This is a genomic window from Thermoleophilum album, assembly GCF_028867705.1.
Taxonomy (GTDB): domain Bacteria; phylum Actinomycetota; class Thermoleophilia; order Solirubrobacterales; family Thermoleophilaceae; genus Thermoleophilum.
Genome location: NZ_CP066171.1, coordinates 1,941,409 through 1,963,087, shown reverse-complemented (window position 1 = coordinate 1,963,087; position 21,679 = coordinate 1,941,409). Strand labels below are relative to the sequence as shown.

At 68.6% G+C, this 21,679-nt stretch carries 20 protein-coding genes; 3 read left to right on the top strand and 17 right to left on the bottom strand.

Translation table 11 applies throughout. The features are described 5' to 3' along the window. Nucleotides 1-100: 100 nt before the first annotated feature. The 4 genes from JDY09_RS09160 to sucC are packed head-to-tail and all read right to left on the bottom strand — an operon-like array spanning nt 101 to nt 4,060. Nucleotides 101-865 (bottom strand): glycerophosphoryl diester phosphodiesterase membrane domain-containing protein, encoded by a 765-nt coding sequence (locus tag JDY09_RS09160; protein ID WP_274716627.1) that lies wholly within the window; start codon nt 863-865, stop codon nt 101-103. A gap of 10 nt (nt 866-875) precedes the next feature. Next, on the bottom strand, nt 876-1,979 hold the full coding sequence (locus JDY09_RS09155; RefSeq protein WP_274716626.1) for a PLP-dependent aminotransferase family protein: 1,104 nt from the start codon (nt 1,977-1,979) through the stop codon (nt 876-878). Nucleotides 1,980-2,018: 39 nt separating this feature from the next. Beyond that, the gene (sucD, locus tag JDY09_RS09150) at nt 2,019-2,900 is read right to left on the bottom strand and encodes a succinate--CoA ligase subunit alpha (protein WP_274716625.1); all 882 of its coding nucleotides are present in this window, start codon (nt 2,898-2,900) and stop codon (nt 2,019-2,021) included. Next, entirely contained in the window at nt 2,897-4,060 is a 1,164-nt protein-coding gene (gene sucC / locus JDY09_RS09145) for an ADP-forming succinate--CoA ligase subunit beta (RefSeq protein ID WP_274716624.1), read from the bottom strand. Before sucC ends, sucD begins: the two co-directional genes overlap by 4 nt. A 91-nt stretch (nt 4,061-4,151) precedes the next feature. Between sucC and JDY09_RS09140 the strand changes: the two genes are divergently transcribed. Then, nucleotides 4,152-4,844 carry an HAD family hydrolase gene (locus tag JDY09_RS09140; RefSeq protein ID WP_274716623.1) on the top strand — a complete coding sequence of 231 codons (693 nt, stop codon included), beginning with the start codon at nt 4,152-4,154 and terminating at the stop codon, nt 4,842-4,844. On the opposite strand, the gene JDY09_RS09135 is transcribed toward JDY09_RS09140, so the two are convergent. The 12 genes from JDY09_RS09135 to JDY09_RS09080 all read right to left on the bottom strand — a co-directional run bounded on the left by JDY09_RS09135 (nt 4,804) and on the right by JDY09_RS09080 (nt 18,198). After that, entirely contained in the window at nt 4,804-5,970 is a 1,167-nt protein-coding gene (locus tag JDY09_RS09135) for an MFS transporter (RefSeq protein WP_274716622.1), read from the bottom strand. The two genes, JDY09_RS09140 and JDY09_RS09135, sit on opposite strands and share 41 nt — an antisense overlap. A 69-nt stretch (nt 5,971-6,039) precedes the next feature. Continuing rightward, the gene (gene accC, locus JDY09_RS09130; protein WP_274716621.1) at nt 6,040-7,833 is read right to left on the bottom strand and encodes an acetyl-CoA carboxylase biotin carboxylase subunit; all 1,794 of its coding nucleotides are present in this window, start codon (nt 7,831-7,833) and stop codon (nt 6,040-6,042) included. An 87-nt stretch (nt 7,834-7,920) separates the two neighbouring features. Further along, nucleotides 7,921-8,853 carry a sulfite exporter TauE/SafE family protein gene (locus JDY09_RS09125; protein WP_274716620.1) on the bottom strand — a complete coding sequence of 311 codons (933 nt, stop codon included), beginning with the start codon at nt 8,851-8,853 and terminating at the stop codon, nt 7,921-7,923. 23 nt (nt 8,854-8,876) lie between these two features. Then, nucleotides 8,877-9,533, bottom strand: coding sequence for an adenylyl-sulfate kinase (gene cysC, locus JDY09_RS09120; RefSeq protein ID WP_274716619.1), 657 nt, complete (start codon nt 9,531-9,533; stop codon nt 8,877-8,879). Further along, nucleotides 9,530-10,837, bottom strand: a complete 1,308-nt coding sequence (locus JDY09_RS09115) for a sulfate adenylyltransferase subunit 1 (protein WP_274716618.1) — start codon at nt 10,835-10,837, stop codon at nt 9,530-9,532. Before JDY09_RS09115 ends, cysC begins: the two co-directional genes overlap by 4 nt. Continuing rightward, nucleotides 10,837-11,802 (bottom strand): sulfate adenylyltransferase subunit CysD, encoded by a 966-nt coding sequence (gene cysD / locus JDY09_RS09110; RefSeq protein WP_274716617.1) that lies wholly within the window; start codon nt 11,800-11,802, stop codon nt 10,837-10,839. Before cysD ends, JDY09_RS09115 begins: the two co-directional genes overlap by 1 nt. 13 nt (nt 11,803-11,815) lie before the next feature. Then, nucleotides 11,816-12,505 carry a phosphoadenylyl-sulfate reductase gene (locus tag JDY09_RS09105; RefSeq protein ID WP_274716616.1) on the bottom strand — a complete coding sequence of 230 codons (690 nt, stop codon included), beginning with the start codon at nt 12,503-12,505 and terminating at the stop codon, nt 11,816-11,818. Further along, nucleotides 12,502-14,328, bottom strand: a complete 1,827-nt coding sequence (locus tag JDY09_RS09100; RefSeq protein ID WP_274716615.1) for a nitrite/sulfite reductase — start codon at nt 14,326-14,328, stop codon at nt 12,502-12,504. The genes JDY09_RS09105 and JDY09_RS09100 overlap by 4 nt, the downstream gene beginning before the upstream one ends. A gap of 266 nt (nt 14,329-14,594) precedes the next feature. Next, entirely contained in the window at nt 14,595-14,963 is a 369-nt protein-coding gene (locus JDY09_RS09095; protein WP_274716614.1) for a rhodanese-like domain-containing protein, read from the bottom strand. Between the two features lie 39 nt (nt 14,964-15,002). After that, nucleotides 15,003-15,263, bottom strand: coding sequence for a hypothetical protein (locus JDY09_RS09090; RefSeq protein WP_274716613.1), 261 nt, complete (start codon nt 15,261-15,263; stop codon nt 15,003-15,005). Then, entirely contained in the window at nt 15,253-16,626 is a 1,374-nt protein-coding gene (locus JDY09_RS09085; RefSeq protein ID WP_274716612.1) for a glycosyltransferase 87 family protein, read from the bottom strand. The genes JDY09_RS09090 and JDY09_RS09085 overlap by 11 nt, the downstream gene beginning before the upstream one ends. 6 nt (nt 16,627-16,632) lie before the next feature. Then, nucleotides 16,633-18,198 (bottom strand): acyl-CoA carboxylase subunit beta, encoded by a 1,566-nt coding sequence (locus JDY09_RS09080; protein ID WP_274716611.1) that lies wholly within the window; start codon nt 18,196-18,198, stop codon nt 16,633-16,635. Between the two features lie 297 nt (nt 18,199-18,495). Here JDY09_RS09080 and JDY09_RS09075 point away from each other — a divergent pair, with 297 nt between their 5' ends. Next, nucleotides 18,496-19,176, top strand: a complete 681-nt coding sequence (locus tag JDY09_RS09075; protein WP_274716610.1) for a DUF305 domain-containing protein — start codon at nt 18,496-18,498, stop codon at nt 19,174-19,176. A gap of 108 nt (nt 19,177-19,284) precedes the next feature. Next, nucleotides 19,285-19,989 (top strand): class I SAM-dependent methyltransferase, encoded by a 705-nt coding sequence (locus tag JDY09_RS09070; protein WP_274716609.1) that lies wholly within the window; start codon nt 19,285-19,287, stop codon nt 19,987-19,989. A 1-nt stretch (nt 19,990) separates the two neighbouring features. Here JDY09_RS09070 and JDY09_RS09065 read toward each other — a convergent pair whose 3' ends face one another. Further along, nucleotides 19,991-21,610 (bottom strand): acyl-CoA mutase large subunit family protein, encoded by a 1,620-nt coding sequence (locus JDY09_RS09065; RefSeq protein WP_274716608.1) that lies wholly within the window; start codon nt 21,608-21,610, stop codon nt 19,991-19,993. Nucleotides 21,611-21,679 lie beyond the last annotated feature (69 nt).

The following is a 21,679-nucleotide window of genomic DNA, read 5'->3' as shown; positions in this document are numbered from 1 at the left end:
GGCCGTCGCCGGCGTTCCTAGTCGCGACGCCTGTCGGTGGCTCCAGCGCCGCCGCGGTGCGCCAAGCAAGGCGCGCTCGGCAGCGTAGCGAGCTAGGGGGTCAGTCGTCGCGAGCGCCGCTACCGCGGTCGACCGCGGCGAGCGGCTGGCCACCGGAGCGCCGGTCGAAGTAGAGAACGGTCGCGAAAACAGCCACCGTCGGCAGCGCGACCGCGCTCGACAAGCCTTGGCCCACGACGAGCCACGCAGCGGCGTCGGTGCTGCGGGCCACAGCAGCGAACGGCGAGCCGATCGCGAACGCGGCGACCGATGCGAACAGCGAGCCCGCCGCTACGACGAACGCGCAGCGCCAGAAGGCGCCGCGGACAAGCTCGCCGCTGCGGCGCAGCGCGGCCAACGGATTCACGTCTTCGAGTGCGACGACCGGCAACACGAGTGCCCAGCGCACCGCCAGGTACAGGCCGGGCACGACGAACAGAAGAAGACCGCAAAAGATCCCGACGGTGGCGAGTGTGAGGACGAGAACGGCACGCGGGAACAGTTCGAACGCGAACGCCAGCGCTGCCGCGAGCCCTGGACGTTCGCGTGCTGGTTCGCGAACGACGACGCGAATGCACGCCGCCGTAACGAGCGGCCCCACCACGAGCAGGTCGACGAGGCTGACGACCGCGGCCTCGCCGACGTCGACCGTCGGTGTGTAGCTCGAGGTGAGCTGCCGCAGCCCGATGCCGTCGACGATCGCGTGAGCTGGGAGCGACACCGCGACACCCACCGCGACCAGCGCGCGCAGACGTCCACGCAAGAGGAGGAGCGCATGCGCTACGACCGCGAGCGGCGAAACGGAAGGTGGCCGGTCGTTCGCCAAGTTAGAGCTGTCAGCGCGAAACCGCGCTGAGCTCCCGGTAGGCAGCAGCGAGGCGCGCCACGCCTTCGCGCAACCGTTCGGGAGGTTCCGCGGAGTAGGCCAATCGCAGCGAGCGCTTGCCGCCTTCGAGCAAGAAGTCGGTGCCCTTGACTACGACAACGCCGCGCTCGCGCGCCGCCGGCTCGAGCGCTCGGACGTCGCCGTCGGGAAGATCGACCCACAGAAAGTAGCCGCCTTCGGGCACCACGAAACGGGCCTCCGGCAGGTGTTCGCGGAGCGCGTCGCAGAGGGCGTCGCGGCGTTCGCGCAGCGCGCTGCGAACGCGCTCGAGCGCGCGCTCGAAACCGCCGCCCCGGCAGAACTCGGCGACGATGCCCTGCGACGCTACGCAGGGCGAGATGTAAGTGTTGGTTGCGCGCCGGCGCAGCCGCGCGACGAGCTCGCTGTCGCCGAGCACGTACCCGACGCGCACGCCCGGGCACACGGTCTTGGTGAACGACGACACGTAGACGACGTGGCGACGCTCGGCGTCGAGGTCGAAGATCCGCGGCAGCGGCTCGCCGGCAAAGCGCACCTCGACGTAGGGGTCGTCCTCGAAAATCAGGAAGTCGTAGCGGCGGGCAAGCGCGAGGAGACGCTCGCGCTTTTCGCGCGAAAGAGTGCAACCGGCGGGGTTCTGGAAGTTGGGGATCACGTGCGCGAAACGGGGGCGCGCCCCGGCGTCCAGGGCCCTCTCGAGCGCGCCGACGTCGAGCCCGTCCGCCTCGAGCGGGATGGCAAGGATCTCGGCGCCGAGCTCGCGCAGCATCAGCAGCGTGCGGTCGTAGGTCGGCGCTTCGACCACAACCAGATCGCCTGGTTCGACGAGCTCTTGGAAGAAGAACGCGTCGGCCTGCATCGAGCCGTTGGTGGCGAAGACCTGGTCGGCCGTGACGCCATGCCGCGCCGCGATCCACTCGACGAGCAGCGGGTGGCCGGCGGCCGGTCCGTACGAGAAGCAGTGCTCGGGGTGCGAGCTGAAAGCGCGATCGGCAGCCTCGCGTAGCTCGTCGACCGGAACGAGGTCAAGCGAGGGCGCCCCGCGCGCGAGAGAAATCGTCGTTTGCGCGCTCACGGGCGGGACGATATCGCGCGCCCGCTGGCGAGCAGGGTGCTACACGCGGGCACCGAGAATCTCGGCGACGATCTCGGCGACCTCGGTTGGATTGCGACCGACGCGCACCCCGCGCGCTTCGAGCGCCTCCGCCTTCGCCTGTGCCGTGCCCTTCGACCCCGAGATGATCGCGCCGGCGTGACCCATTGTCTTGCCGGGAGGAGCGGTGAAGCCGGCGATGTATCCGACCACCGGTTTGGAGACGTTCTCGGCGATGAAGTCAGCGGTGCGCTCCTCCTCGTCGCCACCGATCTCGCCGACGAGCACGATCAGCTCGGTCTCGGGATCCTCTTCGAACATCTGCACGATGTCGATGAACGACGAGCCGACGATCGGGTCGCCGCCGATGCCGACGATCGTCGAGTTCCCGAGCCCGCGCTGAGCGATCTCGTTGCCGATCTGGTAGGTGAGCGTCCCGGAACGCGATACAAGCCCGACCGATCCGGGCTTGAAGAAGTGGGCCGGGATGATCCCGACGTTGGCCTTCCCGGGCGAGAGCACCCCCGGGCAGTTGGGGCCGATCAGACGCTTACGCCCGTCGCGCTTGAGCTGTGTGTAGACGCGCAGCATGTCGTGCACCGGGATCCCCTCGGTGATGCAGATACAGAGCTCGACCCCGGCGTCGGCCGCTTCGAGGATCGCGTCGGCGGCGAAGCGCGGCGGTACGAAGATCATCGACGTGTTGGCACCGGTTTCGGCGACCGCTTCGTGCACGGTGTCGAACACCGGGATGCCCTCGACGTCGCTGCCGCCCTTGCCCGGCGTGACGCCGGCTACGACCTGGGTTCCGTAGCGGCGGTTGTTGAGCCCGTGGAAAGAGCCTTCGCGTCCGGTCAGGCCGGAAACGACGAGCTTCGTGTGTTCGCCGACGAGGATGCTCATGCGCGTGCCTCCTGCGGTACCGGCCCGGCCAGCTCGACGACACGCCGGGCTGCATCCAGCATCGTCTTGGCGACGTGGACGCCCTCGAGGTTCGCCTCGGCGAGGATCCGGCGGCCCTCCTCGTCGTTGGTGCCGTCGAGTCGCACCACCACCGGCACGGAGATGTCGAGGCGCTCGAACGCCTCGACCAGGCCGCGGGCTACCTCGTCGCAGCGGGTGATGCCACCGAAGATGTTGAACAAGAGCGCCGTCACCTTGGGATCGGAGAGAATCACCTCGACGGCAGCGACGATCTCGTCGGCCTTCGCGCCGCCGCCGGCGTCACAGAAGTTCGCCGGCTTGCCGCCAGCCTGGGCGACGACGTCGAGCGTCGACATCACGAGTCCGGCGCCGTTGCCGAGGATGCCGACGTTGCCGTCGAGCTTCACATACTGGAGCCCGCGCTCCTTAGCCATCCGCTCCTGCGGATCCTCGGCCGAGACGTCGCGGAACTCGGCGCTGTCGGGATGGCGCCAGAGCGCGTTGTCGTCGAGCGTGACCTTGGCGTCGAGCGCAACGACCTCGCGGCTCTTGGTGACGAGCAGGGGGTTGACCTCGACGAGGGTGGCGTCCTCGCGAATGAAGACCTCGTAGAGCTTGCCGAGGATCGCGCCGACCGGCCGCACGACGTCACGCGCAATACCGGCCTCGAAAGCCAGGCGACGGCCGTGGAAATCCTGGAAACCGAGCAGCGGATCGATGTGCAGGCGGACGATCGCTTGCGGGTCGCGCGCGGCGATCTCCTCGACGTCCATCCCGCCCATCCGCGACAGCATCACGAGCGGGCGTTTTGCCGAGCGGTCGAGAAGAACGGCGGCGTAGTACTCCTCCTCGATCTCCGACGCCCGCTCGATCCACAGCTCGTGGACTGTGAAACCGCGGATGTCCATGCCCAGGATCGCTTCGGCGTGGGCGCGGGCTTCGTCGCGGTTGCGAGCCAGCTTGATACCACCGGCCTTGCCGCGCCCGCCGATCTTGACCTGGGCCTTCACCACCACCGGGTAGCCGAGCTCGTCAGCGGCAGCGACCGCTGCGTCGACGCTGTCGGCGTGCCGGCCTTCGGGTACGGGAACGCCGTGTTTGCGGAAAAGCTGCTTGCCCTGGTACTCGAGAAGATCCATCGCTCGTCCGTAAAATTCGCGCCCGCCTCCGGCGGGCTTCCCGCCACAGACGGCGCGCAACACTACCGAACCTTCGAACGTCAGGAGAGCCTTGGCACTACCGAAGACCGTCAAGTTCGTCAGCTTCGACTGCTACGGCACCCTCATCGACTGGGAAACCGGGATCTATGAGGCGTTCCGCGACGAGGCGGCGAAGGACGGATTCACGGTCGATCGCGACCAGCTGATCCCGCTCTTCATGCAGCACATGCGCGAGGTGATGCGCGGTTCCTACGAGCTCTACGCCGAGGTGCTGCGTCGCACCGCGCGCGCCGTGGCCAAGGAGATCGGCTGGGAAGCGTTGCTCGAGGAGGGCCAGCGCGCGAACTTTCTGCCCAACAGCGTGCCGCGCTGGCCACCGTTCGCCGAGACCAACAAGGTGCTCGAACGCCTGCGCAAGAAGGTCGATCTCGGCATCCTCTCGAACATCGACGACAAGCTGCTCGGCGCCACGCGGCGCCACTTCACGGTCGATTTCGATCTGGTGGTGACGGGCCAGCAGGTTCGCTCCTACAAGCCCGATCCGGCCCATTTCAAGGAGTGCGCACGGCGTCTCGAAGACCGCAAAAAGGAGTGGGTCCACATCGCCTCGGGCTGGGAGACGGACATCGAGCCCTGCCTCAAACAGAAGATCCCGGTGGTGTGGATCGACCGCCACGGGGCCGGTCCGCCCGAGAAGGCGCGAAAAAAGCCGGACGCCATCGTCAAGAACCTGCGCGAGGCGGCGAAGGCGCTCGGGCTGTAGCGCCGGGCCGGCCGCTTGTCGGTGTTGGTACTCGTGCCATCAGCAGCGCCGATGCGCACATGCCGGCGGCGAGGAGCCAGCCGAGCGTGCCGAACCCGGCGGCGCCGATAACCGCACCGCCCGCCGCCGCTCCGAAGACGTAGCCGAGCTGGGCGCTTGCCGTGCGTGCCGCCATCATCGTCGCCTCCTGTGCCGGAAGCTGGGCGAGCGCGAGCGCGCTCGAAGCGGTCGAGCGCAACGCTGCGAAGAAGGCGGTCAAACAGAACGCCGCGAGAGTGAAGGCGACCGCCGGCGTGACGTTGAGCAACGGGACGAACGCGGCGGCCATCCCAAGCGCCCCGGCGATCGCCCACAGCCGAGCGCGCCGTCCGACCAGATGGCGCCCGCTGGTGGCCGCTACCGCCAGATAGACGGCCGAGCCGCAAGCGAGGAGGAAGCCGACGCTCGCCTCGCGCACGCCGTAGGTCTCGATGTAGAACGCGCCGGCGTAGGTGAGCTCGGCGGTCCAAGCGCCGAACGCCACCAGTTCGGCTACGGTCCAGCGCCGCGCGCCGACATCGCGCCAGATCGACACCAGCGCCGCGAGTCCGCTGTCGCCGCTACCGCACGTGCGCGGTGCGCGCAGACCGCCTACGACCGCGACGAGCGCGGCTGTGGCGGGCACCAGATAGGCCGCCCGCCACGAGACAGTGTCCGTAAGGACCCCGATGATCGGGTTCCCGACGATCCACGCCAGCGACTGCGCGCCGACCACGAACCCGAGCGCCCACCCCACCTCGCGGCCGTGGAAAAACGCCGAGGCACCGGCGAAACCGGCCGACAACAGGCACGCAACAGCCCCGCCCGCGACGATGTGGGCGGCGAGAAACACGGTCAGCGACGGGGCCGCCGCGATAGCGGCGCAGGCGCACAGGCCAATCACGCCTCCGAGTACGATCAAGCGCGCCGGGCCGAGACGGTTGCCGTACGCCGCGACAGGTACCGAACCCGCTGCGGCGGCGAACGCCAGCACCGCGCGCGCGAGACCGACGGTGCCCACGCCGGTGCCGAAGTCGCGTGCAACGGCAGCGAGGATCGGCGCCAGCGCAACGATCGTCGCCTGGGAGGCGACGGTCGAAGCGGCCAACGGCACCAACCGCCGCCAGCGCGATCGCGTCGAGGCGGCGGTGTGCGCTGGCGCGCCCGTCAGAGCGGCTTACTGGATGACGGCGATCGTTTCGCCGATCGCGACGGCGCCGCCCTCGTTGACGCCGATCTTCACGACCTTGCCGGCGACGGGCGCGGTGATCTCGTTCTCCATCTTCATCGCTTCGATCACGCAGATCAACGCGCCCTGCTCGACCTCGGCGCCCTCCTGGACGGCGACCTTGAGCACCGTGCCCTGGATCGGCGAGACGAGTTCCCCGGAGGCGCCGTCCGACGAGGACGAGCCGCGCTTGCGGCGCTGCGGCGGCTTGCGTGCTCCTTGCGCCTGCGTGGGCACGGCGCCGTTGCTCGCCCCGCCTACCGGCGGCGGGCCGATGACGCGCACGTCGAAGCGCCGCCCCGATACCTCGACCGCGTAGCGGCGCTCGACCTTGACCTCTTCCTCGGCAGCCTCATCGAGCTGCGCCTCGCCGGCAGCTTCGCGTTCAGGCTCCTCGAGCGAACGTAGCCACTCCTTGTCGCCGAGCAGGTCGCGACAGGTCTCGCCGCGTGCCCACTGTTCGGTGGCGAGCAGCTTCTTGTGGAACGGGATCAGCGTGCGGATGCCGCCGATCTCGTACTCGTGGAGCGCGCGCAGCATGCGCCGCGTCGCTGCCTCGCGGTCGACGTCCCAGACGATCAGCTTGGCGATCATCGGGTCGTAGAGCGGGAGCACCTCGTAGCCCGCCTCGACGCCCGAGTCGACGCGCACGCCCGGCCCCGCCGGCTCGCGGTAGTGCGTGATCTTGCCGGGGGCGGGAGCGAAGTTCTTGGCCGCCGACTCGGCGTTGATGCGGCACTCGATCGCGTGGCCGCGAATCTCGAGGTCCTCCTGCTTGAACGAGATCGGCTCGCCGGCGGCGATCCGGATCTGTTCGCGGACGATGTCGACACCGGTGACCATCTCGGTCACGCAGTGCTCGACCTGAACGCGCGTGTTCATCTCGAGGAAGTAGTACTGGTCGCCGGACAGCAGACCCTCGACGGTTCCTGCCGACCGGTAGCCAACGGCGCGTGCCGCCTCGACACCGATCTGGCCGATCCGCTCGCGCAGCTCCGGCGTGACGAGCGGTCCGGGTGCTTCCTCGATCAGCTTCTGGTGGCGCCGCTGGATCGAGCAGTCGCGCTCGAACAGGTAGACGATGTTGCCGTGGTCGTCGGCGAGGATCTGGACCTCGACGTGGCGCGGGTCGGGGATGTAGCGCTCGATGTAGACGGTGGGATCGGCGAAGAACTTCTCGCCCTCGCGCGAAGCTCCCTCGAACGCTTTCTCGAGGTCGTCCTCGGATTCAGCGACGCGGAAGCCCTTGCCGCCGCCGCCGCCAGCGGCCTTGAAGGCGACCGGATAACCGATTTCGGCGGCGATCTTCGCCGCCTCCTCGACCGACTCGACGGGGTCGGTGGTGCCGGGGACGATCGGAACGCCCGCCGCTTTCATCAGCTCGCGGGCGCGCGTCTTCGAGCCCATCGCTTCGATCGCTTCCGGCGGCGGGCCAATGAAGACGATGCCAGCGTCAGCGCAGGCGCGCGCGAAGGTGGCGTTCTCGGCGAGAAAGCCGTAGCCCGGGTGGATCGCCTGCGCGCCCGCCTTCTGCGCGACCTCGATGATCTTCGGGATGTTCAGATAGCTCTCGGGCGCCGGGCCGGGGCCGAGCAGATAGGCCTCATCGGCACGCCGAACGTGCGGCGCGTCGCGGTCCGGCTCCGAGTAAACGGCGACGCTGGCGATACCGAGTTCTTCGAGCGTCCGCATGACGCGGATCGCGATCTCTCCACGGTTGGCGACGAGGACCTTGTCGAACATGCGACCGGGAAGAGTACCGAGCAGCGGCGGCGCGCGGCGCGGCTAGGCGAGTCACGGTCGTGTCCCGGTGGGAATTGGTCGAGCTGGTCAGGCCTGCAGGCTGCGCGGTGCGTCGCGAGGCGGGGCTGCCCCCGGCCGCGCAGCTCCGCCGCTGCGCTGCGCGCGTACCAGTGCCGTGCCGACCACGCCCGCTGCCACCAGCGGAACGGCAGCGATCAGCTGCGTCGGTACGGCGAGGCCGGATTTCGCGAGCAGCCCGAGCCCGGCGCCACAGAGGACGATCGCAAGCGTCAGTCGGAGCGCAGCGGCTGGGACCCGCACCGACAAGTGGCTGCCGATCCAGACACCGGGGACCGAGCCGAGCAAGATCGTGCCGGCGAGAGCGAAGTCGATGTTGCCGGCGCCCAGGTGGGCTAGCGCCGCCGCCCACAGAAGGATCGCCGCATGGACGACATCGGTGCCGACGACGCGCGTCGGCGTGAGGCGGAAGATGAGGATTAGCCCGACAGCGATCAAGGCTCCGCTGCCCGCCGACGTGACCCCGAGCACGAAGCCGACCACGGCACCGAAGGCGATTGCTGCCAGGCGCTTGCGCGCGGTCATGTCGGCGCTGTCGCGCTCGTGTAGCGCGAGTCGGCGCGCGAACAGCGAGCGCACCAGCGTGGCGATGCCGGTGACGATCAAGGTCACGCCGAGGGCGGCGATCAGCGTCGTGTCGAAGCCGGCACCGAGCGACTCCTCGAGTAGATGCAGCACGTAGACGCCGCCCACCGCCGCCGGCACCGAGCCCACGGCCATCCACGCGCACACCACCGGGTCGACCGTGCGCTGGCGCCAGTGCTTGTAACCACCGACCGTTTTCGTCACCGCCGCGTAGGCGAGGTCGGTGCCGATCGCGGTGACCGGTTTGACGCCGAAGAGCAGGATCAAGAGCGGCGTCATCAGCGATCCGCCACCGATCCCGGTGAGTCCGACAAGGACACCGACCCCGAAACCGAACACGACGAGCAGCGGATCCACGCTTCTGCCTCCGCTCGCCGACCTCAGCTGCCGGGCCCGCCCGCCGGCACCACTCGCTTGGTGACCGCTGGCCGCGGAGCGATCCGCTCGATAACCGCTGCGAGTCGCTCGGCCGCGACTTCGGGCGGCACCGTGTGGTCGATTGTCAGATCGGGGTGCGACGGCGGTTCGTAGGGGTCGTCGACGCCCGTGAAACCGCTCAGCTCGCCAGCGCGAGCGCGACGCCAGAGCCCCTTGGGGTCGCGGCGCTCGCACTCCTCCGCGGGAGTCGCTACGTGGATCTCGAGGAAAGGCAGGCCGGCGGCGGCAGCGACCGCGCGCGCCCGCTCGCGATCGGCCCGGTAGGGCGAGACGAGCGCTACGAACACCACCAGACCGGCGTCGGCGAGCAGCGCGGCGGCGTGCGCTGCGCGACGGATGTTCTCGCTGCGGTCTTCGGCGCTGAAGCCGAGGTCACCGCAGAGACCGTGACGAAGGTTGTCGCCGTCGAGTACGTAGGCCGGGCGACCTCGTGCCACGAGAAGCTCCTCGGCGAGCGCGGCGATCGTCGATTTCCCCGAGGAGGGGAGGCCGGTGAGCCAGGCGATCGCACCGACCAGGCCGAGCGCCGCGCGCTGACCGCGGTTGACACGGCCCGGCTGCCACACCACGTTCGGACTGCGGGATTGGGCGGCGCTCACGCTAGCGGCTGCTCGATCATGCCGGCGGCGGCGGTGTCGCCGGTCTGCTCGTCGACGAGGATGAACGCGCCGGTGGCGCGGTTCGCCGCGTAGGGGTCGCACGGCAGCGGCTCGGCGACGCGGATGCGCACGCGTCCGATGTCGTTTAAAGCGAGCTCGCTCGCGCCGCGCGCGTGTTCCAGCGTCGCGACGTCGAGCACGTGCTCGATCGCGTCGATGCGCGCCGGCGTCGAGCGCGCCAGATGCTTGAGGCGGTAGCGCGCACGCTCGCGCGCCGGGTGCTCGGACATCCAGCAAACGGTGGCCGCGAAAGCGCGCGCCAGCTGCGGCTGGTCGTCGGGATGGGCGATCAGATCGCCACGAGCGGCGTCGACATCGTCGGCGAGACGCACCGTCACCGACAGCGGTGGGTACGCCGCGTCGATCTCGCCGTCGGCAGTATCGATCGCCACCACGCGCGTGCGGATACCAGCCGGCAACACCACGACCTCGTCGCCTCGACGCACGACACCGGAGGCGACCTGTCCGGCATAGCCGCGGTAGTCGTGCCAGGCATCGTCCTGCGGCCGGATCACCCACTGCACCGGGAAGCGCAGCTCGCGCAGGTTGCGATCGCGCGCGATCGGCAGCGTTTCCAGCAGCTCGAGCAGGGACGGTCCCTCGTACCACGGTGTGTTCTCGGAGCGCTCGACGACGTTGTCGCCGTGCAACGCGGAGATCGGGATGAAGTGCAGGTCGCGTGCCCCCAGCCGGCGTGCGACGGCCGTGAAATCAGCTGTGATCGCGGCGAAGCGCTGCTCGTCGTAGGCGACAAGATCCATCTTGTTCACGCACACCACGAGGTGCGGGATGGCGAGCAGCGTCGCGATAGCGGCGTGGCGGCGCGACTGCTCGACCACACCGTTGCGGGCATCGACCAAAAGGACCGCTACATCGGCGGTCGAGCAGCCCGTGACCATGTTGCGCGTGTACTGCACATGGCCTGGACAGTCGGCGAGCACGAACTTGCGTCTTGGCGTCGCGAAGTAGCGATACGCGACGTCGATCGTGATTCCTTGCTCACGCTCGGCGCGCAGGCCGTCGGTCAAGAGCGCGAGGTTGACGTGCCCGTCGCCGCGCCGCCGCGACACTTCGACGACGTGCTCGAGCTGATCTTCGAAGATCTGTTTGGAGTCGTAGAGGAGACGCCCAATCAGCGTCGATTTGCCGTCGTCGACCGAGCCTGCCGTGGCTAGACGCAACAGCTCGACCGGCTGTGGATCGAGCGCGTCGAGCGCGAGCGCATTGACGTCGCTTGCCGCCATCAGAAGTAGCCCTCGCGCTTGCGGTCTTCCATCGCCGCGTCGCTGATGCGGTCGTCGGCGCGTGTCTCGCCGCGCTCGGTGATCCGCGTCGCGGCGATCTCGGCGATCACCTCGTCGAGCGTTGCCGCCGACGAGCGCACCGCGCCGGTGCAGGTCATGTCGCCGACGGTGCGGAAGCGCACGGTCTCTTCGAACGGCTCCTCGCCAGGGAGGAGCTCGACGAACGGCGAGACCGCGTAGAGCATCCCGTCGCGCTCGAAAACCTCGCGGCGGTGAGCGAAATAGATCGAGGGCAGCTCGATCCCCTGCTCGCGGATGTAGCGCCAGACGTCGAGCTCGGTCCAGTTCGAGAGCGGGAACACCCGCATGTGCTCGCCCGGGCGCAGGAACGTGTTGTAGACGTTCCAGAGCTCCGGGCGTTGCCGGCGGGGATCCCACTGACCGAAGTCGTCGCGCAGCGAGAAAATCCGCTCTTTCGCGCGCGCACGCTCCTCGTCGCGGCGCGCGCCTCCGAATGCGCAGCGAAAGCCGTGCTCCTCGATCGCGTCGAGCAGCGTGACGGCCTGCAAGCGGTTGCGCGACGCACGCGGCCCGGTCTCTTCGCGCACCCGACCGCGATCGATCGACTCCTGCACCGAGGCGACGATCAGTTCGCAGCCGTAGCGCTCGACCATGCGGTCGCGGTACTCGATCACCTCGGGGAAGTTGTGGCCGGTGTCGACGTGCATCACCGCGAAGGGGATGCGTCCAGGCCAGAACGCCTTGTGGGCGAGGTGGAGGAGCACCGCCGAGTCCTTGCCGCCCGAAAACAACAGGACACCCGGGCTGAGCTCGGCAGCGGCCTCGCGCAGGATGTGGATAGCTTCGGCCTCGAGCGCGCGCAGATGCGAAACGCCGTGCGCGCCAAGCGCCTCGCCGCTGGCGTGGGGCGCAGCGACCGTGTTGTCGACGAGCTCGCTGCTCACGACGCCCTCCCTTTCAGCCGTGCAAGCCGCATTCGGTTTTGCCGTGGCCCTGCCAGCGCCCCTCGCGCCCCCGCCCCGGCACCGTGCAGTGCGTGCAGCCGATCGACTCGTAGCCCTGGTCGTGGAGCGGGTTGTAGGGCACGTCGTGGGCGGCGATGTAGCGCCAGACGTCCTTTTCCGACCAGTCGGCGAGCGGGTTCGCCTTCCACAGGCCGTGCCGCTCGTCCCAGTGCAGCTTGGGTGTGGCGGCGCGGCTGGGCGACTGGTCGCGACGGATACCGGTGACCCAGCAGTCGACCGTGGCGAGCGCTTCCTTCAGCGGCGCTACTTTGCGCAGGCCGCAGCACGCGTCGGGATCGCGCTCCCACAAGCGCTCGCCGTGCAGCACTTCCTGGCGGGCGAGCGACAGGCCTTGGTAGACGTCGACCGTGATGCCGTAGCGCTCCTCGAGCCGTCGCCACGTGTCGTAGGTCTCGCGGAAAAGCAAGCCTGTATCGAGCGTGAAGAAGCGCACGTCGGGCGCGATCCGTAGCGCCATGTCCATGATCACCGACGCTTCTTTCTGGAACGAGCAGGCGACGTAAAGACGCGGGTGGAAGCGCTCGATGACGAGCGCGAGAAGCTCCTCGGCGCTCATCCGCTCGACGCGGTCGGCGTCGAGTCCGTCCGGCAGAGTCGCTGTCGTGACGGTCCCGGAGCTCATCCAGCTGCGCACTCGCCTTCGCCGCGCACGACCTTGAACGGCTCGCGCCGGCTCCAGTCGATGAACATGGCGAGGTTCTCGAGGTTGAAGTCGACCGGCAGCGCGAGGTCGCGCACAGCGTCCTCGAACGGCTTAGTGCCGACGCGGTCGACGAAGCGTTCGAACGTCTCGCCTTCCTCGCGCTCCCGCTCGTAGAGGCGGATCCAGCGCTCGACGGCGTCGGGCACGCGCTTAGCCGGTAGGCGCACCTTCAGCCGCTGCCCGAACGCTGTCTCGCCGTTCTCGTAGCGGCCGCCGACGTGGGCGACGTACGCCGGGAGCTGCTTGTCGCCGACCTTCAGCGACGCTCCGTAGAACCCGATCGTGCCGATGTGGTGCTGACCGCAGCCGTTCGGGCAGCCCGACATCTTGATGTGGATCCGGCGCGTCAGGGGGTCCGTGATGTTCATCGCCTCGACCCGCTCCTGCACGGCCCGGTTCAACCCCATCGAGGCGGTGATGCCGAGCTTGCAGGAGTCGGTGCCCGGGCAGCTCACAACATCGGTGACCTCGTGCGCGCCGGGATCGCCGAGACCGAGCTCGGCGAGGCGCTGCCAGACCTCGTAGACGCTCTCCTCGCGAACCCAACGCAGAACCACGTTCTGTTGGATCGAGGTTCGCGCGTAGCCACCGGTGTAATCGCGCATGATCTGCGCGATACCACGGAACTGTTCGGGCGTGAGGTCGCCGCGCGGCACCTTCACCTCGACAGTGCAGAACCCCGCCTGCCGCTGGGGCTGCACGTTCGCCTCGCAGAAGCGGGCGAATTCGGGTGCGTCACCGTTCGGCTGGGCGTAGGCGGGCCGCGGCGCCGGGGCGTTGGCCTCCTCGTCGTGCAGCAGTAGTAGCGGCCGAGGATCGAAGTTGCGCTCGCGCACCCAGTCGCCGCGCAGCTCCTCGTCGACCATGGCACGGAACTCGTCGATGCCGACTTTGTCGACCAGGAACTTGAGGCGTGCCCGGGCGCGGTTCTTGCGCAGCCAGTCCTGGCGGTCGAAGATCCGAAGCACGGCTTCTGAGACCTTGAGGTAGTCGCCGTTGTCGAGCTCGACGAACTCGTAGAGCGTCGAGCCGGTGCGGGCCATGATCGAAGTGCCGCCGCCTGTGCGGATCTCGACGCCGCGCACGCCGTCGCGAACACGCGGGATGAAGCCGAGATCGTGGATCAGGGAGACCGCGCGGTCGGCGTCGCTCGCGCTGAACGACACCTTGAACTTGCGCGGCATGTCCTGGCAGACAGGGTTGCGCACGAAGTAGCGCACGAACGCAGCCGCGTACGGCGTTATGTCGAACGGTTCGTCAGGAGCTACGCCCGCCCACGGATCGCCTGTGACGTTGCGGACTGTGTTGCCGCACGCCTCGCGCGTTGAGAGGCCGACGCGGCCGATGTGGTGGAGCAACTCGGTGGCGTGGACCAGGGGAACGTGGTGGAACTGGACGTTCTGTCGCGTCGTGATGTGACCCTTGGCGAGGGGCGCCCAGCGCTCGGCGACGTCTGCGAGCGCGTCGAACTGCTCGGGCGTGAAGCCGCCGAAGGGCAGCTTGACGCGCACCATGTGCACATCGGCTTGCCGCTGGCCGTACACGCCCTGCTTGAGACGGCGGGCGAGGAAGCGGTCGGGATCTAGCTCGCCTGCCAGGAAGCGCGTGGCCTGCGTCTCGAAATCCTCGAGCTCCTCCTCGAGGATCGGAATCACGTGCCCCGGGACGTTCTCGTACGTCCGCTCGGGGTTCGTCAGCGAACCGGGACGTCCACGTTGGTGAGCGCTAGCGGTCGGTTCCACTGCTCCTCCTGACAGCTCGGGTGCGGCTACGGGCGTGCGGACGGCCAACTATAGCTCAAAGTCGGAAATAGGTAACGACTTTAAGGTTTTTTGGGCGTGGCGACCGGCCGGCGGCGACGCGAGCGTCGCGGGCAGACGGGTAGCGGAAGCGGGCGCGGCTGGCGCTAGCGAAGTGGATCGCCGGGCGCGGAACCTGAAAAATCGCCCGCGAACCGCGCGCCAGAACTCTTCTCGCGCCAGCTCGTCGCCGCCGCTCCGCGTCGCACTCAGCGCGGCGGCATCAGGATGTAGGGCGCGACTTCGCCGTCCGGCGGGTCGAGTTCAAAACCCGCTTCGGCCCACGCGACAAGGCCGCCGCGCAGCGTCATCGCCTGGCGGCCGGACGCTGCGAACGCCTCGGCTACGGTCGTCGACCGTTCGCCCGAGCGGCAGTAGAAGACAACCGGCCGCGACACGCCGAGGTCGCCGGGGTCGGCAGCGAGCTCGTCGGCGGTGCGGTGAATGCTGCCGGGCAGCGCGCCGCGCCGCCGCTCCTCTGGGGAGCGCACGTCGACAATGTCGATCTCGCCACGATCGCGCAGCTCGGCGACCTCTTGCGGATCGAGCTCTCGTACCTGTGTCGCGCTGTCGGACATCGCGGGCGAGATTAGAGCGATCGTTGAGCGTTGGCGCGCCTACAGCCGGCCGCCTGCTGCGCCCCAGGAGTTCGGGTCGCCCCAGTTGGAAGGGAAGAGCGGCATCCGCTGCGTGCTCTCGAGCAGACCCGTGCGCTTCCAGCGCGATACAGGCTCGGTCGGCGGCGCGGGAGCAGGCGCCGTGTCGCGCAAGAACTGTTCGATCGCGGCGGCCACCGCGGCCGCCTCTTCTACGGTGGCTGCCGTTTGCGTGATCTCGATCTGCGGGCGTGTCGGCCGTGCGCGTCCGTTACGGGTCACGGCGCGGAACGGTAGCGCCCGCCGCGCGAGCATGCTCGCTCGCGCCCGCCAGCCGAGCGTAAGCGCCGCCCACGAGCGCGGCGAGGAAGACGGCGAGCAGTACGTTGCGCACCCCGACGAGAGCCACCGCCCCTGGATCGAGTCGCGTGAGCGCGGCGAAGCGGTGGGGGAATTCGAGCAGAGTGAGAAGCTGCGCCAGCGCTCCGAGCATGAACGTGCGCCAGCGACCGAGGCCGGCGAGGACTGCCAAGCCGGGCCAGGCCCAGACGAGGAACTGGGGCGAGAGCACCTTGCCGAAGAGAACGGGAAGCAGCGGCGCGGCGAGAACAAGGAGTGCTGCCGTTGCGCGCAGGTCGCCGTCGCCCGAAGCTGCCCGCCCATCGCTCTTCGCAGCCCGCTGTCCCGGCACGCTGCGCCGGCTCTCGGCGCGGCGGGTGCGCCGAGCTTGGCGGCTGTCACCGACCACGGCTGTGCGCGACCTCGCGCGTCTTGCAAGCGCCGGCACAAATGCCAGCGAGACGATCGCGAGAACGCCCGCGATCGCGCTGGCGAGCGCGATCTCCGCATCGCCGGTGCCGCGCACACCGACCGAACCGAAGCCGAAGACGACCTTCGGCTCGCCACCGAAGAGGGCCACGAGCGCGAGGGCAGTAGCGCCGCTGCTTTCGATCTCGAGCGGCCGCTCCGTCTGGTAGCGAACGAAGTGAAGCGTTCCGTCGACGGACAGAAGGAGCGCGCAGGCTGCTCCGATCGCGACGACGAGCGCGAGCACCGCGAACGTGCTCGCCAGCGCCCGGCGGCGCCTAGCGCCGGGCTTTTGTGCGACCCACAACCACCCCGCAAGCGGCGCAGCAGCTGCGAGCGGAAACACCTTCACGAGCGCCCCTGCGCCGATCGCGGCGGCCGCTAGCGGCACAGCGCCGCGCGCCACGCACAGCGCTGCCGCAGCGGTCAGGGCGGCGCCCCAGAGGTCGAAGTGCACCCAAGCCACAGCGCCCAAGAGGAGCGGCTGAGCAAGAAGAGCGAGTGCGCTCGCGCGCACCGATCCGCCGAGCGTGCGCACCAGCGCGCTCGAGCAGCCCGCCATCATCAGGAAGGCGACGAATTGCGAGAGGGCGAACGCGTAGTGGAAGAGGCGTTCGCCGAGGACCGCAGGCAGCGCCAAGAGCGGCGCCGCGAGCGGCGGATATTCGAAGGGCAGCTCGCGGTAGGGGAGCTTGCCGGAAGCGAGCGCCAGGCCGTAGCTGCGTAGCGTCGGCAGATCGCTGTGCAGACCGTCCGCCCACCACGGGTAGGCGAACGCGCTTATGGCGAAGACGACCGCGGCAGCGGCTAGCCAGAGAGCCGCCGCTCGCGGGCGCAAGGCGCTTCAGAGTGGAATGTTGCCGTGCTTGCGCTTGGGCGTCTCGACGCGCTTGGTGTCGAGAACCTCGAGCGCCCTTATCAACCGCGGCCGCGTTTCGCGCGGCAGGATCACGTCGTCGATGTAGCCGCGCTCCGCCGCGGCGTACGGGTTGGCGAAGCGGGCGCGGTAGTCGGCGATCAGTTTCGCGCGTCGCTCCTCGGGCGTCGGCGAGTTCTGGATGTCGCGCCGGAAGATGATGTTGACGGCGCCCTCGGGACCCATCACCGCGATTTCGGCGGTCGGCCAGGCGAAGTTGAAGTCAGCGAGCATGTGCTTGGACGCCATCACGTCGTAGGCGCCGCCGTACGCCTTGCGGGTGATGACCGTGACCTTCGGCACAGTCGCCTCGGTGTAGGCGTAGAGGAGCTTCGCGCCGCGACGGATGATGCCGCCCCACTCCTGGCTCGTGCCTGGCAGGAAGCCGGGCACGTCGCAGAACGTCACGAGCGGGATGTTGAAGCAGTCGCAGAAGCGCACGAAGCGCGCCGCCTTCTCGGAGGCGTCGATATCGAGCACGCCGGCGAGCTGGTTCGGCTGGTTGCCGACGACGCCGACGGGACGACCGCCGAGGCGCGCGAAGCCGATCACGATGTTGCGCGCGAAGTGCTCTTGAACCTCGAAGAACTCGCCGTTGTCGACGACGAGGTGGATGACGTCGCGCATGTCGTACGGCTTCGCCGGGTCGTCGGGTACCACCCGGTCGAGCTCGGGATCCATGCGCTCGGGATCGTCGCCGGTGTCCATCCGCGGCGGCAGCTCGAGATTGTTCTGCGGCAGGAAGGAGAGGAGGTAGCGGACGTCCTCGAAGCAAGCCTCCTCGTCCTCGCAGGCGAAGTGCGCGACGCCGGATTTGGTGGCGTGCGTCATCGCGCCGCCCAGCGACTCGAAGTCGACCTCCTCGCCCGTCACAGTCTTGATCACGTCGGGACCGGTGATGAACATGTGCGAGGTCCCTTTGACCATGAAGATGAAGTCGGTCATCGCCGGCGAGTAGACGGCGCCGCCGGCGCAGGGCCCGGCGATTACCGAGATCTGCGGGATCACGCCCGAACACATCACGTTGCGCACGAACACGTCGCCGTACGCACCGAGCGACACCACGCCTTCCTGGATACGTGCGCCGCCGGAGTCGTTGATGCCGATCACCGGACAGCCGATCTTGGCGGCGAGGTCCATGATCTTGCAGATCTTTTCGCCCATCACCTCGCCGAGCGAGCCGCCGAAAACGGTGAAGTCCTGTGAGAAGACGCACACCGGGCGGCCGTTGACCGTGCCGTGACCGGTGACCACCGCGTCGCCCCACGGGCGGTTCTTGAGCATGTCGAAGTCGAAGGTGCGGTGGCGAACGAAAGTGTCGACCTCGACGAACGAGCCCGCGTCGAGCAGCTTTTCGATCCGCTCGCGGGCGGTGAGCTTGCCCCGTTCGTGCTGCTTGCGCTCGGCCTCGGGGCTCGGATGACGGGCCTGCTCGCGCAGCTCCTCGAGCTGCGCGACTTTCTCCTCGAACGTTTCCGGCGACTTCTGGCGCATCGGGCGCGAAACTCTAGCGAGGCGGCGGTCGCGGCGGCTGTCGCAGAACGAGCGCGGAGGCAGTCGGGCGCTTGGCGATGAGCGGTCCGGCGCATCGATTTGCGTAGACCCCTCCTCTCTAATACCGGTACCCCGGTACGGTGTGCTAGAGGTTTCCGGGAGCGACCGCACATCGACTCGCCTCCCGGTGGTGTGGTGGCGGGGAGAGCGGGCGCGTCGCGGGCACGTCCGAGGAAGAGAAAGCGGGGTGGGACCATGCAAGGGGGACGCACGAGTCGAACGGACGCTGGAGCTCGCTTGAGCGAGGTCCGCACGACGGTGCACAAGCGCTGTCAGCGGCGGCGGACGACCTTGGCTCTCGTCGGGCGGCTAAGCGTCCTCGTATCGGCCCTCGCTGTGACAGCGCTGCTTGCCGCCTGTGGTTCCGGGTCGACCGGCGAAGCGACGCGGCTTGCGGCACCGGGGCGCGCGACGGATCGCGAGTTCATCGCGCTGATGGTTCCGCACCATGAAGGCGCCATCGAGATGGCGCGCGCTGCGCTCAAGCGCGCCGAGCACCCAGAGATCCGGCGCCTTGCACGTGCGATCGTCGCTACTCAAAAGCGCGAGGTGGCGACACTGCGAGCTATCCACCGCGATCTCTTCGGCGGCAAGCCGGGTCCGCCCCGTGCGCACCGCTTCGGGATGACGATGGACGAGGCCGGGATGCACCACGACATGCCGATGCTCGAGCGCGCGCGGCCGTTCGACCGAGCTTTCATCGACATGATGATCCCTCACCACGAGGGTGCTGTCAGGATGGCGCGCGTCGAGCTCGGACGCGGCTCCGACCCTCGGTTGAAGCGGATTGCGCGGGCGATCGTGAAGACCCAGAGCGCCGAGATCAAGCAGTTGCGCACCTGGCGCGACCGCTGGTACGGCGCGAGCGAATCGGGTGGTGGCTCGAGCGGCGCGGCGCACCCGATGATGGGCCACTGACCGATCACGCTAGGTCGCGCGTCGGACGCGCGTACCTTCCTAGGACGCTGCCCAGGACGCTGCGCCCTCAGCACACCGAGGCGCGGCACGGTCGGTTTCAATGCGACCGTGCTCGGTGACGACCTGCGCGCTCTGCTCGGCGACCTGATCCCGCGCGACCACGCCCGCCAGACGCTCGCCGACGAGTACGCCGCTCTCTGCGGCGGCGGCCGCGCCTGGCGGGTGATGGACCTCGGCTGTGGACGCGGCGATTCGGTCGACCTCTTCAGGGCAGCCGATCCGTATGTGCAGTGGGTGGGGGTGGACGTCGCCGCCTCGCCCGAGGTCGCCGAGCGCACCCGCACCGACGCGACCTTCGTCACCTTCGACGGCGTGCACTTGCCGTTCGGCGACGAAACGTTCGATCTTGTCTTCTGCAAGCAGGTGCTCGAGCACGTCGAGCGGCCGGCGCCGCTTCTCGCCGAGGTCGCGCGCACGCTACGCACCGGCGGTCTCTTCGCGGGGTCGGTCTCGCAACTCGAGGCGTTCCACTCGCGCAGTACCTTCGGCTACACGCCTTACGGTCTTGCCGTGTTGCTGCGCGACGCCGGCCTCGAGCTCGCCGAGGTGCGTCCCGGGATCGACGCTTTCACGCTGCTCGTCTGGCGGGCGCTCGGTATGCCGCGCTTCTTCGCACGCTGGTGGGCGCGCGAGTCGCCCATCAACAGAGCGATCTCGCTCCTCGGCCGGCTAGCGCGCTGGGACGCTCAGACCGTCAACACCGCGAAGCTCGTGTTCGCCGGGCAGTTCTGCTTTCTCGCGCGCAAGCGCTGAGCTACGCCTCGCGGTACTCGCCGAACTCCTCTCGCATCACGCCGCACACCTCGCCGATCGTGCAGCGGTCCTTGAGCGCCTGGCGGAGCGGGTAGAGGAGGTTCTGGTCGGTGTGGCAGGCGGCGCGCAGCTCCTCGAGCCGGCGCTTGACGAGCTCCTGGTCGCGGTTCTCCTTGAAACGCTTGAGGCGGGCGACTTGCTCCTCCTCGGTCTTCGGATCGATCTTGAGGATCTCGACGTCGTCGGGCTCGTCGGAGACGTATTCGTTGACACCGACAACGATGTCCTGCTTGACCCGTTGGCGCTCCTCGTACGCCCAGGCGGACTCCTCGACCTGCTGGCGGATGAACTGGATGCAGTTCACCGACCCGCCCATCTCGTCGATGAGGTCGATCAGCTCCTGGGCCGCCTGTTCGATCTCGTCGGTAAGGCGCTCGACGAAGTAGGAGCCAGCGAATGGGTCGACAGTGTCGGCCGCACCCGACTCGTGGGCGATTATCTGCTGCGTGCGAAGCGCGATCCGTGCCGCCTTCTCGGTCGGTAGCGCAAGCGCCTCGTCGAAACCGTTGGTGTGCAGCGACTGCGTGCCTCCGCAGACAGCGGCGAACGCTTGCAGCGCCACTCGCACGATGTTGTTTTCGGGCTGTTGGGCGGCGAGCGTGGAGCCACCGGTTTGGGTGTGGAAACGCACCATCATCGAGCGCGGGTTCTTGGCGCCGAAGCGCTCTTTCATGATTCGCGCCCACATCCGCCGGATGGCCCGGAACTTCGCGACCTCCTGGAAGACGTGGTTGTGGCCGTTGAAGAAGAAAGCTATGCGCGGAGCGAACTCGTCGACATCGAGCCCGGCGTCGATCGCCGCCTGCACGTAGGCGATCGCGTTGGCGAGCGTGAACGCGACCTCCTGGACCGCCGAGCAGCCTTTCTCGCGCATGTGGTAGCCGGAGATCGAGATCGTGTTCCACTTCGGGATGCGCTCTTTGCAGTAGGCGAAGAGATCGGTCGTGAGGCGCATCGCCGGGCCGGGCGGATAGATGAAGTTGCCGCGCGCGATGTACTCCTTGAGGATGTCGTTCTGCACCGTGCCGCGCAGCGCGTGCGAGGGCACACCTTGCTCCTCGGCCACGAGCTCGTAGAGGAGCAAAAGCACCGCCGCCGGCGCGTTGATGGTCATCGACGTCGAGACCTTGTCGAGCGGGATGCCGTCGAAGACCATGCGCATGTCTTCGATCGAGTCGATCGCGACCCCGGTGCGCCCGACTTCGCCGAGGCAGAGCGGATCGTCGGAGTCGCGCCCGAGTTGGGTCGGCAGGTCGAAGGCCATCGAGAGGCCGGTCGACCCGTGCTCGATCAGGTAGCGGAAGCGTTGGTTGGTCTCGCGCGCGGTCGCGTAGCCGGCGTACTGGCGCATCGTCCAGAGCCGCTTGCGGTACATGTCGGGATGAATCCCGCGCGTGAAGGGGTATTCGCCCGGTAGCCCGAGCTTCTCGTCGAGATCGGGCGGCAGATCGTCGGCGGTGTAGACGGTCTTGATCTCGATGCCGGAGTCGGTGAAGCGGCGCGGATCGTCGGGCCCGACAACAGGCGCGATCGACGGCTTCTGACGCGGTCGCGTGGCCATGGCCGAGAGGATACGTGCAGCAGGGCGCTTACGATGCCGCGCGTACTCCAGCCGCCTGCGAGCGCGCGA

Bases quoted from the DNA above. Each gene is read 5' to 3' on its own strand.
- sucD (WP_274716625.1), bottom strand. From the start codon at position 2,900: ATGAGCATCCTCGTCGGCGAACACACGAAGCTCGTCGTTTCCGGCCTG.
- sucC (WP_274716624.1), bottom strand. From the start codon at position 4,060: ATGGATCTTCTCGAGTACCAGGGCAAGCAGCTTTTCCGCAAACACGGC.
- accC (WP_274716621.1), bottom strand. From the start codon at position 7,833: ATGTTCGACAAGGTCCTCGTCGCCAACCGTGGAGAGATCGCGATCCGC.
- JDY09_RS09115 (WP_274716618.1), bottom strand. From the start codon at position 10,837: ATGGCGGCAAGCGACGTCAATGCGCTCGCGCTCGACGCGCTCGATCCA.
- JDY09_RS09105 (WP_274716616.1), bottom strand. From the start codon at position 12,505: ATGAGCTCCGGGACCGTCACGACAGCGACTCTGCCGGACGGACTCGAC.
- JDY09_RS09095 (WP_274716614.1), bottom strand. From the start codon at position 14,963: ATGTCCGACAGCGCGACACAGGTACGAGAGCTCGATCCGCAAGAGGTC.
- JDY09_RS09080 (WP_274716611.1), bottom strand. From the start codon at position 18,198: ATGCGCCAGAAGTCGCCGGAAACGTTCGAGGAGAAAGTCGCGCAGCTC.
- JDY09_RS09065 (WP_274716608.1), bottom strand. From the start codon at position 21,610: ATGGCCACGCGACCGCGTCAGAAGCCGTCGATCGCGCCTGTTGTCGGG.